We start from the raw sequence: 12,545 nt of genomic DNA on the forward strand, positions 1-12,545 counted from the left end.
CTTGCGAGGAGCGGGACAGGAAAAAGCCGTGTGGCCTGCGCAGAAGGCGGCCGGTGCGGAGCTGGCGCATAAATGGCCGCTAGCTCGCGATGATTGAAGGATTTCGCCTTCACGCATTTGCGTGCGCCGACCCAGGTATCTAGGTCAGATCAGAATCAATCAGACGACATGACCAGTCTTTTCATTCGAGACTTGTCGCAACGCTGATCTGGGTGGAGCTCACTCATAAAAATCAGTGAACTCAAGTTGAAGGAAGGCATGTGCCTTCACGTACTGTCGTACGGTGACTAGAAATGTATTGGGCTGACCGAACCTGGTCAATCGATCACGACCAGTCCTGCGCGCTGGCCCTTGTCAGTGCTCGCACGCCTGCCCCAACTGTCCATCGCGTTTCACGCTGGCCCGCGTCTCATGGTTTCGGCGACAACGCCATTGCGTGTGGCCCAGGCAAGCGACAGGACGTGTTTTGCCGTGAAACGGCTGGCGTGAGTCTTCCGAGGAGTGCCGTCCGCAATACTCAAAACGACGACCCTGACCCTCAGAGCTTCACCTGGTTTCTCTGATCGTTTTCGTTGCACCATGATGTGCTCCCTCGATCAACGGTTTGCGGAGGCTTCGTTCGCTGAGTAGTCGGCCACTACTTGGAAACCGCGCACGTTGGAGAAGGTTGAGCCACCATCCATCCTCAGGCGTCGGCGCAGCTCAGGCGCATGTGCGCGGAGAAACTCAAAGAACACCGCGCCACCGCCGCCACATACCAAGATGTTGTCGAAGTCGTTCAAGGCGCCTGCCGTGTTGAGCATCGCCTCATACCAGGCACTGGAGGCGAAAGGTGTCGAAAAATCCGCCGTGACGCGTGCGCAAGTGACCCACGGCAGCAAGAGCTGGAAGGCTGCCGGGGTGGATGCCCACGCGATCATTGAAGTCGTCGCGGTCGAAAATCCTCAGGAGGCACTCCTGTTCGAGCTCGAGTTGCACTTCGGCTTGCGTGTCAAAGAGGCGCTGAGCTTTCGCCCACGTGAGGCCGAGCGCGGTGAAGGCATTGCGATCAAACTGGGCACGAAGGGTGGTTTGGGTCGCTTTGTGCCCTTCATGAAGGATCCTGTGAAGCAGGCCAAACAGCGCGATGTTCTTGAGCGCGCGCGCGCCTGGGCTGACGAGCACAACAACAAGGGTGAGATGGGCTACCCGCGCCTGACGATGGAAGAGGCGCGGACCAAGTATTACCACGTGCTGCGCAAGTACGGTATCAACAAGAAAGCCATGGGTGTTGCGAGTCACGGTCTGCGTCACCAGTTTGCCGCCGACATGTTCGAGGACATCACTGGCCACCGTCCGCCGGCTGAGGGTGAGCAGTCGCCAGCGTGGTTCAAACAGAACCGTGAACTGGTCGACCATGCCTACAAGAAGGTGTCAGAAGCTCTGGGCCACTGGCGCAAGGACATTTCCACGGCGTATCTCAGCTCGGTGTCGATGATGAGCAAGTTGCAACAACAGCGCATCGAGAAGCTGATCGAGATAGTTCAGAACACGCCCGGCGTCGCCCCAGGGTTGTTGGAACTGGGTGTGAAGCGTGCGTGGTTGACGGGACGTGCCGCATTGGGGATTGAAATGCCACACAACGAGCGCTTCGTTCTTACCGTGGGCCTTGAGGAGGGCGTCAAGTGGGATGTGCTCCATGGTGTCCACGCGCTGCTTCAAAAGTTGCTTCCTGGCCGCGTGATGGTCACTCCCCTGCTCGGTGGCGTGCAGCCGGATGACGGCGTAGAGGTTTTCCTCTGCTGAGGAAGACGGGTGGGTGCAGACCTGCCCCAAATGCACATACGCGAGGCCAGGTTGCCCTGACCCAGCCGATTTTCCCAGCAGGCTGGGTCGTCAGGCCACCCGCTGTTCAATGAACGTCAAGGCTTCGCGCTTGCCCATTGCAATCTTCTTCAAGATGTCGGGAACACGTGAAGTCCTCGGAACAGCGCCGCCAGACTCCCACTTCCAGATCGACAAGGAAGAGGCCCCTAGCAGTTGGCCCATTTGTTCCTGTGTGAGGCCGAGTCGGGCGCGTTGGGCTTTCAGCCGCTCCGCAGTGAACGTCACTTTACGGCCTGGTTTTCCCCGGGGTGTATCGGGAGTGGGTTTGGCCGTCGGCGAAGGTTTTGCCAAGGAGCCAGAGGAAGAGGGCGCCGCGCGCAACTTCTCCAGTTTTTTCAAACTCGACTGAAGCGACTTGACTTCCTTCTTCAAGGCCGAGATGTCGGAACGCTGGGTCGCGCCGAGCTTGCGCAGCGCCGTGATCTCCTCGCGCAGTTCCTTACGGGCCACGCGGGAGATCTCTTTTTTGAGGGTTTCGGCAAAGGTGGTCATGCCCGCATCGTACGACAGCGCCTGCGGCGCATCCCATACATGTATGAAGACTGGAGCATTTTTCTGTTTGGCGAGTCGGTATTGATAATGGGTATTTTCAACACCATTTCTTTGGGCTCTTTGATTCCGCACCGCGGCCGCATTCGAGATGCGTGTCGCTATTCGACCGACCGGGGTTATGTGCGAGCGGCAGCGTTGGCCCGAGCTTGCACCTGGGCGCAGGCCTGTATCAGTTGATCGAAGGGCAGGGCATCACCCACCATGACCTCGTCCTCCAACATCTTCGCGTAGTCGGCAGTGTGTCGTGCTCCGCGCCTCCGATTTCCAGCGTTGCCCCAAGTCGCTCGCGCTCAAGCGCCGATTGCAGATGTGGCTGTACGGTAGATCCAATCCAGCCGGGGAGCCGATCCCTGACGGCCTTGCTCCATTTACTGGCCTGGCTGCGGCTCGCTGGGAGAAAGTACTCGTCACCTGTGAGGTCCGCAATCAGTTTGCGGATGTCGTAGGTGAGGTCAATGTCCTCGGAGAACCGATCGATGATCTTGTACGCCTTGGAGAGCGATGTGCCACCCTTGAAGGTGAGGTCGGCTGCAAACGGTGATTCAAACAAGGCGCTGAGCGTCCAGACGACCCACAGGTCCTTCTCCAACAGATGGGCAGGCCTTCCTGTCTTCGCCCGGGCCTGCTCCAGAACTTCGTTCTGGTCCTCCTTGCTCAAGGCGAAGTAGCGCTCACCCGGTTCTCCATTTGAAGGCGCACGCGCAGTGTCCAGATGTCTTTAGGCTTGAAGGGCGCCGTCTGACCGACGATCTTGCCCTTGTTCCATCCCTCACCCATGCTCGCTATGAACCGTGTCTGCAGCGGACTCCATCATGGTCTCCTATCGAGTGGACGGGCCGCAAAGGTGCGCTTTCCGGAAGCCGGTGTCCACGAGTGACCACGACAGCTGTGTCAGGTTTTGACCGCTGCCCACCGTCTGCATTCGCGTCAAGCAGTCGCTCGACGGCACAGGAGTGAATGACTGCCCTCAGGAACGGGCGTTCGACCAGCGTGAGAACGAGCTTCTTGGAGAGCGCAGGATTGGCTTAATGGGGCTCTTCGTGGCTTGCCCCCAGATACAGCGCTGCTGATCTGGGCGCTCAGCTTGCGGCCAAGCGCCCAGGACACCTTAGAGAGAGGCATCCTTGATCTTCTTTAGGGGGCGGACCTTCACGCGCACGGTGGCGGGCTTGGCTGCGAATTCGCGCTCGACCTTGGTGAAGGGGTCGATGCCGCGGCGCTTCTTCTTCGCCGGAATCGCCTGCGCGGTGATCTTGAGCAGACCTGCCAGCGTGAACTCGCCCAGGCCCTTCTTGCTCATGGAGGCAACGATCGTGGCTTCCAGCGCTGCCAGGAGCGCTTTGGCGGCCTTCGGCTCGACGCCGGCGAGTTCAGCCAGGTGAGCTTGCAGCGTAGTCTTGTTGAAGGCAGTCTTGATCGGCCTCAGGAGCGCCAGGCTCGCGGCCGGCTTCTTGGCCACAGCTGCCTTGGGGGCTGCGACGGTCTTTTTCGCGACGGGTGCGGCCTTCTTTGTCTACTTTCGAGTGATGAAAATGCGCATAGTGCGCAACACGATTGTAAAAACGTTGAGCGACCACGCAAAGTTCAAGGGCCGTGGAGCCTGATGGCTGGATAGCCCTGAACTTCGCCCAGGGCGACCAGGGTGGAACAGCGGCTACGCAGTCGTTCGTCGCTACGACAACTAGGTAGCTCGCGTCGTCGCGGGCGCCGTGTCAGCTAGGCTGCCGCATTCTTCCATCTAGGGAAACTGCAACTTTCTCACGGTAGTGGTCATTGCTCCCACATATAGAGGATATCGCCAGGGCGCCGAACCCCTTAGATTTGACATGGCGCACTGTGGGTGCGGCTTCTCGACTTGCTGTTCTAGCTACGCTGGTGGCACGAGAAGATTCTGATTTGCTTCAACCCGAAAAAGGAGAACGGATATGAGGAGAGGAATTGCTGTGTTCTTGGTGGCATTGGCGACAGTCTCGTTTGCTCATGCACACTCAGGCGGCACTGATAGGAACGGTTGTCACGCCGGCTCTCAGCCTTATCACTGTCACTAAAGTGCCAAATCGGTGTGAAGGCGCTATAGGTTGCGCTGCCTCCCGCTATCGGGTGGCGCTTCCGCGGCGTCCTTGCTAACCGGGTCGCGGCTTCAGACTGATTGAGTCATTCAGAGCCGCGGACAGAATCGGCGGCGAACATAAACATCGGTCAGTGGACGCCGGTGGTTCTGACCGACGACTTCACCCTTGGCTCCAGGCGCTGGACCGCGGATCAAACAGCGTACCGGCACGAGCGAACGCTCCAGTCGATGGATATGATTCCTGTAGCGGCAGGAACCTGAAGACCCAGGACATGGGCATCTGACCCGTGATTCGTCGCGGGCAAGCAAGGGAGGACCAGTGGCAACACAAACGGACAAGTACGCAGCCGGCGAGCAGGGGCTCGGCTACGTCTATCAGATTCGCTTTGCGCTCGCGCATCTGATGAAGCAGGACGAGAGCCAAGCACTGCTCATCGAGGCCGACGACGACGTCGAACTGCGCGACGTCGACGGCAAGAAAACGCTGATATCGCTGAAGCACAAGCAGGTCGGTGAGACCGTGGGCACGCTGTCGACCGACTTCTGGAAGTCCGTCCGCATCTGGCTCGACCGGTACATCCGGGACGGCAACCTCGCCTGCGACCACTCGTACTGCATGGCGACGACGGCGCGCGTCGGTCCCACTTCGCTGCTTCGGTATTTCCTCGACGGTGCCGATGCCAAGCCAGCGGGCTTCGCCATCCAGCTCGTCACCGAACTCAAGGGCTCGAAGGCCGCGCTGAGTGCGCAGATTGAGACCACGTTCAGCTCCCTGACCGCGACCCAACAGGACGACTTTCTGGCCCGCATCGTGATTGCCGACAGTTCGCTGCGCATCAAGGAGCTCGACACCGCCTTCGCCCCGCTCCTGCGGTCGGTAGCAGCGAAGTTCCGCATTGATGTCCGCGAACGCATGGAAGGGTGGTGGCTCAGGGAAGCCATCGAGCTCATCCAGGGTGAGCGCAAGCCCATCACCGGCGCTGAGGTCTGGGCGAAGTTTGCGCAGGTCAACAGCGAGTACTACGACGAGCGCCTGCCAATAACCTTCGACGACGCTTACCCTGATGAGGAAATCGACGCGATGAAGGACACCCGGCAGTTCGTCGAGCAGCTGCGGGCGATTGGCATGTCCAGCGACAGCCTGGAGATGGCAATTCTGGACTTCTACCGCGCGTTTGCCCAACGTGCGCACTGGACCCGAGTCAACGCTCTCGTTGGCGGCGAGATTCGGAAGTTCGAGCTGCGCATGGTCGAAGAATGGAAGCGCGCCAGAGGCTGACGGTTAAGCAGCCGATAGCGTCAATAAGAACATGCCAACCTAAGGACGGCAAATAGCTGCACCGCTGCCCTAAATCGATGAAGTCGAGAACTGCAGCGAAGCGTCGGCTCATGCCCTTGACGTATCGAAAACACATGTTATCGATACAGGGACCCCCAGAATTTTCTGCACCGTGCAGGGAAGGGGAGACACCCACCATCGATGCTTTCTCGCGAAAAACTCTTCGACCCCAGCCCCGCACGGACTTCCTCCCACGTCCACAACCTCCCCTGCGGCCCCGTGTTCGACACAGAACGCGACAGCGCAGCCAGCCGCTTCGCACAACTGGGCCTCATGGCCATCGAGACCCAGTGGCTCGCCAACTTTTCCAGCGTCTGCACCCGGCGCGCCTACGCGGCCGACGTGCGGGACTTCGCCATGTTCTCAGGGCTGCAAACCCAGTCCGAGTTGCTTCAGGTCGCGCGATCCCATGTGCTGGCCTGGCGCCACCACCTGCAGGCCCAGGGCCTGTCGCCGAGCACCCAACGTCGAAAGCTCGCAGCCCTGTCCTCGCTGCTGGAGCATCTGGTCGATGAGCAGCTCATCTCCACGAACCCGGCACGCGGCGTGCGCAGGCCGCGCCTGGAGAGCCACGAGGGAAAGACGCCAGCTCTATCTTTGGCGCAAGCCCAGGCTTTGCTGGAGGCGCCTGATGCGCACACGCTCAAGGGCGTGCGAGACCGTGCGATCCTGGCCGTCATGCTGTTGGGCGGTTTGCGCCGCGAGGAGGTCGTGATGGGATGTAGCGGAGTGTGAGCATCACCAGGACACGCCGATAACCAAACCGGGGCCTGCTCATCGCTAGGTCTCGAATACGCTGACGCAGGACGATCTGATCGCGCGCCGCGCTCTTGGCGTACCAGCTCGAACGCTGCAGCAGCGCCAGTCGGCAAGAGCGGTGCATGCTAACCTTGAAACGTTCCTGCATCCAGGCTGCCAGCTCGCGGCGCTTGGCAGCCCTCAGAGCTTTTTTTTGACGACCTCCTGCAGGATCTGTTTGTCCTGCGTTAGATCGGCAGCGATGCGCCGCAAGCGCGCGTTCTCGTCCTCAAGCTGTCTGAGCTTGCGCAGCTCGCTCACGCCAGTTCCTCGTACTTCTTCTTCCAGGTGTAGAACGTGGCCTCTGAGATGCCGATCTGGCGGCACACGTCTACCACTGGCGTACCGCCGTCGGATATTCGCAGCGCATATGCGATCTGCTCTTCGCTGAATCGGGACTTCTTCATCACTTCCCCTTGCCCCTCTCGAGGCCTTGGGAAGCAACCGTACCTCTAGTTTTGACCTGTGCAGATTTTTCGGGGGCACGTCACTTCTTCATGAACCCCCTTGAAGTTTGTCCAACTTCTGGGGGTCAGCTCAGTCCCGGGGCGGTTCATCGCACGCGGATTGGTTGGTCTGCAACGTCTGCGTGCCCTTTCGCATGCGCGCAGAGATGAACTCGCCTTCCTCCCAAGCAACATGACGGATTTGTCATTCTTCGATCTTGATGCTGTAGGTGCCTGTTTTTTAAAGTTGGCGTCGGTTCTTGAGGGCAGCCCTGCCTAGCTCAAGGGTCCGTTCCATTCACCAATGAGGTTCCAAATGAAAGCACTTTCAACACTCCGTAGCGCAGCATTCGCAGTCGCATTTACCAGCACCTTGGGGGCAGTGTCTGCCGCTGAAACGTTCCGCAATGGTCAGTCTGTCCAAGGCCAGTCGGCCAGCGCAGACGCTGGATCAAGAATCGTGGACGTTGAAGCAACCAAGTTCGCCAACGTGAAGTACGGGGAAACAGTCTCTTTTGTAGGCGCGGGTGGCAAGAAGTTTTCGTGGACCTTCAATGGTCTGGATGGTCGGTCTTGGGATCTTGCCCAGTTCGCGCCTGCCGGCTTCACGAGCAAGGACTATCGGGTCTACGTGACCAAAAATCAGTTGTATCGCCGTTGAGCTTCCGCCTGCACGGCTAAATAGCTCGCCCGTCGACCGGATCCATCTGTTCGCTGCCAGCGGTTCTTTGAATAGTTCGAAAAGACGCTCGCAGGCTGCAGGCGAGAGCAGATGTGCGGGTCGAAGGCAAGCTGTGCCTGACCCTCGCTAGGGGCGTACTCCAGCCACTAGGCAATCGCAGGATGACCAGCCCCGGTTTTGCACGACTTCCTCCACTCTGGAGGCAAGGCCTACCGATAAGCAACTCCATTGCCGACTGCCATAGCACCGCAGGGGTCTGGCTTCCCTCGGCCAGGACGTTGTTGGGGATTGCAGTGCAACAGCGCTCTGTCAGCCGAATTACATGTTCGTCACATTCCGGATTGAAGAACTTCACGTGCCAAACTGCCGAGCCTTGGAGACGGTCGCCATATGAAAATTCTTATCGTGGAGGACGAAGCCCATACGGGCGAATACCTCAAGCAAGGTCTGAGAGAAGCGGGGTACTACACCGAGTTGATGCGGGATGGAGTTGACGGCTTGCACGAGGCTACGGAGGGTGACTACGACCTAGTGCTGTTGGATGTGAATTTGCCTGGAATTGACGGATGGTCGGTGTTGCGCTCGTTGCGGAGAAAGAAGCCTCATCTGCCGGTTCTGTACCTCACCGCGAGAGACAGCATTGAAGACCGCGTCAAAGGTCTTGAGTTGGGAGCAGACGACTATCTGATCAAGCCGTTTTCGTTCTCCGAGCTTCTCGCACGCATAAAGACGGTGTTGCGCAGAGGTACCCAGTCCCAGGAAGCCACAACGCTCCAAGTGGCCGACTTGCAGTTGGACCTCGTGCGTAGACGGGCTAGCAGGGCGGGCCGCCGCTTGGACCTGACAGCGAAGGAGTTCGGGCTACTTGAGCTCTTCATGCGGCGCCGAGGAGAGGTCCTCCCGCGCACCTTGATAGCCTCGCTGATGTGGGACATCAACTTTGACAGTGAGAGCAATGTGATTGTTGTCGCAGTGGGGCGGCTCCGATCAAAAATCGATGACGCGTTCGACGCCAAGCTGCTTAGAACGGTGCGTGGCATGGGCTACGTGCTTGACGAACCCGAGCCCTGAAAGTGTTTGAGAACTATGTCGTTGACCGTTCGATTGACGATTCTATTCGCCTGCGTGCTGGCGGTAGTCTTAGCCGGATTCTCGTGGCTGGTCTTTCGGGAAACAAGCAGCCGGTTTCACGAGCTGGACGAGCTGTTGCTGCAGGGTAAGGTCCAGCTCGTCGCTGAGGCGGCGCGAAATAGCCGGACAGAGGATGAGCTGAGGGGGTGGCTTGCCACAAGCATGCCCGGGCATGCTGGGCTCTACATCAAAGTGCTCAGCGACACTGGTGACCTATTTGAACATCGAGATTTGCAGTTGCCAGCGGGCCTAGCAGAAGAGTTCGCCAACGCTGGGGAGGTCAAAGACTGGCGAAGGACAGCCCACAGCTTTCATGCCAAACGCTTTGAGGTTAGTCTAGGCGGGGACGGCTTAAGGAAGCTCTCAGCGATTGCCGCAGTAGACACACGCCAGCACACGGACTTCCTCGACGTTCTGTCCATGAAGACTTTGGGGTATGTGTGCTTCGCGGTGATCGTGGGCACGATGCTCGGCTGGTTAGCGAGTCGAGGCGGCCTACAGCCGCTCACTACGATGAGAGCAAGAGCAGAACAAATAAATGCAAATAGGCTGTCAGAGCGGATCTCAGCACAGAGTTGGCCAAAGGAGATGCGCGAACTTGCTAACTCATTGAACGGCTTGCTGGATCGCCTCCAAAGCGACTTCGACCGCCTGAGCGCCTTTTCGGCGAATCTGGCGCATGAGATGCGAACGCCAGTCAGCAACCTTCTGACCGTCGCGCAAGTCACGCTGGCTCAATCACGAACCAGTGACGAGTACCGAAGCACGATTGAGACGATATCAGAAGAACTGCAAGACCAAGCTCGCACTATCTCGGACATGCTCTTCCTGGCACGAACGGAGAACATGCACGCTCTGCCATCTGTCCAACTGGTCGAGCTCGATGTGGAGTCGCAATCGTTGGTTGACTTTTATGACGTTACGGCAAGCGAAAAGGCGCTGAGCTTTGCAGTCAAGGGCTCCGCCTTCGTGCAAGGTGACCGTCTGATGATTCGTCGGGCCATCAGCAATCTGCTGTCAAATGCGGTCAAATATGCACGGCCCGCATCCACCATCGATATCAGCATCAGCACAGCGGAAGGTAAGGCCAGTCTAGCGATAACCAATCGGGGGGAAGAGATTCCCGTTGCCTCTCAAGCTTCGCTCTTTGACCGCTTCGTGCGGCTTTCTTCTCCGAGCGTAAAAGATGCTGGAGGACTGGGCCTCGGCCTTGCTATCACCAAAGCCATCATGAGAGCCCACCACGGTCAAGTCAAACTGAGGTCTCTAGCTGGGGCCAACACCTTTGTTCTCGAGTTTGAGAAGGTGATGTCCCCATCGCACTAGGTGAACCAGCTTCAGTTGTTGCTGTGGTCTTTGTTCAGAAGATAGTCCATGCGGGCCACTTCGTTGCTCGTGACAGGATATGAGCGACCATCTGCGGTTTGCAGAACTTCGCCCTTCTTCAAATACACGGCGATACCTACACGGCTCTCCTTGCCCATCTTTCCATCAGGGAAGATGTAGAGACTGCCTCCGTCCTTGAGTGGAATGATTTCCTTGGCAGCCTCGACAGCGGCATGTCCGGCGAAAACCGAAGTGGAGGCGAGAGCGAGAGCCGCGATGGCAAGTTTCGTTTTCATATGTGTTCCTTCTTTGATTGTCCGAACAGCACGATTGCCTCGGAGTACCTGCGTACCCCCTTAATCTACCCAGATGGCAGTGACGAAAGCGCCGCCTGAGCATTACTTTTTTGTCAGGACAAGGCGTTCAGTTGGCAATCGCGGTCCGCAAGGTTTGCCGTACCCCTTGCGCCCAGCTGGATCCCTGTCGAAGGGAAGTGAGAGTTGATGTGGGGACCTGTGCGAAAAACATGGACTCGTTGACGCCGCTGCGGTCAAGTCGATATCGAAGCTTCTGCGATCGCTGTCGCTGTTCCGCGTTGGAGAGCACCGGGCCCTCACCAGCAAGTCGAAAGAAGTCGGCGGACTCTCGTAAGCTGTCGACAAATTGACCCTTTAGCGCCGGTATCGCTCGGCCAAACCTGGTTCTCTGGTTGCGATCTGCAGCGCCGCTTGAAACAACCAGTCCCCAAGACCTGACGCCGGACACAACGTCTACACACGTTGCTTCAGCTTTGGTCAATCCAAAATGCCTCGAGACGCGCAAGCGATGTGCGACCCAGGGGTCGATTTTTTTTAGTTCCTCAATGACATGTAGAGCGTCTTCGTCGGTTCCTTGTACGGGAAGAACGAACGACTGCAGCAGACTTTTCGCAATTGCGTCGTCTTGGCCTGCAGCTTGCGACATCCAGTGGAGCCCAAGCTCCTGCTCTGCGATTCCAGTAGCTGATTTGAGAATCATGGCGCCGAGCTGGCGTTGCGCATTGGCGTTTCCACTGGCTGCTGCTTTCTCAAGAAAAAAGAGAGCTGCCTGAGGGTTCGCCACGGAGCCTTGGCCGTCCGAGTGAACTCTGTGGAGGAGCAGCCAGGCCTCACTTAAACCGGCGTCCGCCGCACGAAGTAGTAGCGCGGTACCCCCTCGAAGATTCCGTCTGGGCACAAGACTCTCGGACAACGCAAATGCAGTGTCTATGCCGCAAGACGCGCGCCCCAAAAGCAAAGCCGCTTCGGCGTTTCTTCGGGCCACACAGTCCTCCAGGACGGCATGAAGCGTCGCACTGTCAAGTTCGGGTAGAGACACCTGGTTGCGTTGCAGGAAGACCAGGGAATCACAAATTGCATCGCACAACTCAGGGCCCCGCTCCAACGGCAGCGCGATAGCAAATTTTAGACGTTGAATGACGAGCGCAGAGTCAACTGCACGGGTGGCCTCACAGAGTGCGTGTGCGACGGTGCTTTCTGTCGCAATGTCGGGCTCCTCAACAAACGTTGTCAGTGCCGATAGGAGACGGTTGTCATCGGAGTTCTTGTACGCGATTAGAGCCCTCGAGGCCGTCTCACTCCCTAAGGATTGGGCTCGCTCCCATAGCTCAAGAGCAGGCTCCTCGTCCCACTGCGTCAACCCACGCCATACACCCAGCTTGAGGCAAGCAGCTGCTGAACCAGCGCTTGCTGCGGCGGCCAGTACGAGGGCCAAGTCGCGCCGGACGATGTCGCCAAGCGAAAGTCCTTCCGCAATTATCTTGGCGGAGCGCTCCGAAGTAGAAAGTGCTGGGTGAGATAGGTATTTTAGGCCTAGGTCCGTGTATTGGGGAAAGCCCTGCATACCTTGCAAGTAGCGTTGCCCAACCTCGCATAGCGCATCCAAGTCCCCTTGTCTCGCAAGGGCCAGCAGTTGAACGTCTTGACGTCGCATGTTCTTCAGAACTCCCATAGAAACCTGACGAGGAATCTATCGAGATGCTGGTTTCCACGAGCTTTCGCGCTGATGACGATGTTGTCACCAAACTGTTATCTTCATGATTTGAACTTCTCGTACGTAGTGACGGAAAAACACAACGCTGGAAGGATTGTCTGGGTTGGCGCGTGCGAATAGGGCAACGAATTTTGCTTGTTTTCGGGCAAATCGCTAGCGAATCCTCCTCAACTAGGCGCGGGGGGGGGCGTTCATGCGTAGATGTGAACATAGTCACGGGTACGCACCGTCGTCATGTGCTTGGTCAGACAGCCATCAAGTTTGTTTGTTCTTCTTCGGTGGCATTTGGCCAACATGCGAGAT

At 58.1% G+C, this 12,545-nt stretch carries 12 protein-coding genes and 2 pseudogenes; 6 read left to right on the top strand and 8 right to left on the bottom strand.

Annotated features, from left to right (window positions below):
* Positions 1 to 596 precede the first annotated feature (596 nt).
* The gene (locus tag KXJ60_RS13885; protein ID WP_291128887.1) at positions 597 to 782 is read right to left on the bottom strand and encodes a hypothetical protein; all 186 of its coding nucleotides are present in this window, start codon (positions 780 to 782) and stop codon (positions 597 to 599) included.
* Positions 783 to 792: 10 nt separating this feature from the next.
* Between KXJ60_RS13885 and KXJ60_RS13890 the strand changes: the two genes are divergently transcribed.
* The gene (locus KXJ60_RS13890) at positions 793 to 1,785 is read left to right on the top strand and encodes an integrase domain-containing protein (protein WP_291128897.1); all 993 of its coding nucleotides are present in this window, start codon (positions 793 to 795) and stop codon (positions 1,783 to 1,785) included.
* A gap of 90 nt (positions 1,786 to 1,875) precedes the next feature.
* Here the strand turns inward: KXJ60_RS13890 and KXJ60_RS13895 are convergent, their stop codons facing one another.
* The 4 genes and pseudogenes from KXJ60_RS13895 to KXJ60_RS13910 form a co-directional block, all read right to left on the bottom strand.
* The gene (locus KXJ60_RS13895; protein ID WP_291128900.1) at positions 1,876 to 2,358 is read right to left on the bottom strand and encodes a helix-turn-helix transcriptional regulator; all 483 of its coding nucleotides are present in this window, start codon (positions 2,356 to 2,358) and stop codon (positions 1,876 to 1,878) included.
* 313 nt (positions 2,359 to 2,671) lie between these two features.
* Positions 2,672 to 3,049: pseudogene (locus KXJ60_RS13900) on the bottom strand (nucleotidyl transferase AbiEii/AbiGii toxin family protein); the annotation flags it as partial.
* Positions 3,050 to 3,090: 41 nt separating this feature from the next.
* Positions 3,091 to 3,195, bottom strand: a pseudogene (locus KXJ60_RS13905) (integrase); the annotation flags it as partial.
* Positions 3,196 to 3,526: 331 nt separating this feature from the next.
* Positions 3,527 to 3,877: an HU family DNA-binding protein gene (locus tag KXJ60_RS13910; RefSeq protein WP_291128905.1), complete on the bottom strand. Its 351-nt coding sequence runs from the start codon at positions 3,875 to 3,877 to the stop codon at positions 3,527 to 3,529.
* A gap of 931 nt (positions 3,878 to 4,808) precedes the next feature.
* On the opposite strand from KXJ60_RS13910, the gene KXJ60_RS13915 reads away from it, so the two are divergent.
* Together KXJ60_RS13915 and KXJ60_RS13920 are read left to right on the top strand one after the other, a co-directional pair.
* Complete coding sequence (locus KXJ60_RS13915) at positions 4,809 to 5,768, top strand: ABC-three component system protein (protein ID WP_291128908.1); 960 nt, start codon at positions 4,809 to 4,811, stop codon at positions 5,766 to 5,768.
* Between the two features lie 279 nt (positions 5,769 to 6,047).
* Entirely contained in the window at positions 6,048 to 6,563 is a 516-nt protein-coding gene (locus tag KXJ60_RS13920) for a site-specific integrase (protein WP_291128911.1), read from the top strand.
* 320 nt (positions 6,564 to 6,883) lie between these two features.
* Here the strand turns inward: KXJ60_RS13920 and KXJ60_RS13925 are convergent, their stop codons facing one another.
* Positions 6,884 to 7,033 carry a transposase gene (locus KXJ60_RS13925; RefSeq protein WP_137917543.1) on the bottom strand — a complete coding sequence of 50 codons (150 nt, stop codon included), beginning with the start codon at positions 7,031 to 7,033 and terminating at the stop codon, positions 6,884 to 6,886.
* 355 nt (positions 7,034 to 7,388) lie between these two features.
* Between KXJ60_RS13925 and KXJ60_RS13930 the strand changes: the two genes are divergently transcribed.
* The 3 genes from KXJ60_RS13930 to KXJ60_RS13940 all read left to right on the top strand — a co-directional run bounded on the left by KXJ60_RS13930 (position 7,389) and on the right by KXJ60_RS13940 (position 10,211).
* The gene (locus KXJ60_RS13930; protein WP_171019856.1) at positions 7,389 to 7,733 is read left to right on the top strand and encodes a CzcE family metal-binding protein; all 345 of its coding nucleotides are present in this window, start codon (positions 7,389 to 7,391) and stop codon (positions 7,731 to 7,733) included.
* 411 nt (positions 7,734 to 8,144) lie between these two features.
* Positions 8,145 to 8,825 (top strand): heavy metal response regulator transcription factor, encoded by a 681-nt coding sequence (locus KXJ60_RS13935; RefSeq protein ID WP_137917541.1) that lies wholly within the window; start codon positions 8,145 to 8,147, stop codon positions 8,823 to 8,825.
* Between the two features lie 15 nt (positions 8,826 to 8,840).
* Positions 8,841 to 10,211: a heavy metal sensor histidine kinase gene (locus KXJ60_RS13940; protein ID WP_291128925.1), complete on the top strand. Its 1,371-nt coding sequence runs from the start codon at positions 8,841 to 8,843 to the stop codon at positions 10,209 to 10,211.
* An 11-nt stretch (positions 10,212 to 10,222) separates the two neighbouring features.
* Here KXJ60_RS13940 and KXJ60_RS13945 read toward each other — a convergent pair whose 3' ends face one another.
* Together KXJ60_RS13945 and KXJ60_RS13950 are read right to left on the bottom strand one after the other, a co-directional pair.
* Positions 10,223 to 10,507: a CopK family periplasmic copper-binding protein gene (locus KXJ60_RS13945; protein WP_291128933.1), complete on the bottom strand. Its 285-nt coding sequence runs from the start codon at positions 10,505 to 10,507 to the stop codon at positions 10,223 to 10,225.
* Positions 10,508 to 10,634: 127 nt separating this feature from the next.
* Positions 10,635 to 12,182 (bottom strand): hypothetical protein, encoded by a 1,548-nt coding sequence (locus tag KXJ60_RS13950; RefSeq protein ID WP_291128946.1) that lies wholly within the window; start codon positions 12,180 to 12,182, stop codon positions 10,635 to 10,637.
* Positions 12,183 to 12,545: the final 363 nt, after the last annotated feature.

Source organism: Hydrogenophaga sp. (assembly GCF_019264445.1).
Classification (GTDB): Bacteria; Pseudomonadota; Gammaproteobacteria; order Burkholderiales; family Burkholderiaceae_C; genus Hydrogenophaga.

What these genes read in the sequence shown, in the direction of transcription:
- KXJ60_RS13945 (WP_291128933.1), bottom strand. Translation starts at nt 10,507, where the DNA reads ATGAAAACGAAACTTGCCATCGCGGCTCTCGCTCTCGCCTCCACTTCG.
- KXJ60_RS13930 (WP_171019856.1), top strand. Translation starts at nt 7,389, where the DNA reads ATGAAAGCACTTTCAACACTCCGTAGCGCAGCATTCGCAGTCGCATTT.
- KXJ60_RS13940 (WP_291128925.1), top strand. Translation starts at nt 8,841, where the DNA reads ATGTCGTTGACCGTTCGATTGACGATTCTATTCGCCTGCGTGCTGGCG.
- KXJ60_RS13935 (WP_137917541.1), top strand. Translation starts at nt 8,145, where the DNA reads ATGAAAATTCTTATCGTGGAGGACGAAGCCCATACGGGCGAATACCTC.
- KXJ60_RS13925 (WP_137917543.1), bottom strand. Translation starts at nt 7,033, where the DNA reads ATGAAGAAGTCCCGATTCAGCGAAGAGCAGATCGCATATGCGCTGCGA.
- KXJ60_RS13895 (WP_291128900.1), bottom strand. Translation starts at nt 2,358, where the DNA reads ATGACCACCTTTGCCGAAACCCTCAAAAAAGAGATCTCCCGCGTGGCC.
- KXJ60_RS13950 (WP_291128946.1), bottom strand. Translation starts at nt 12,182, where the DNA reads ATGCGACGTCAAGACGTTCAACTGCTGGCCCTTGCGAGACAAGGGGAC.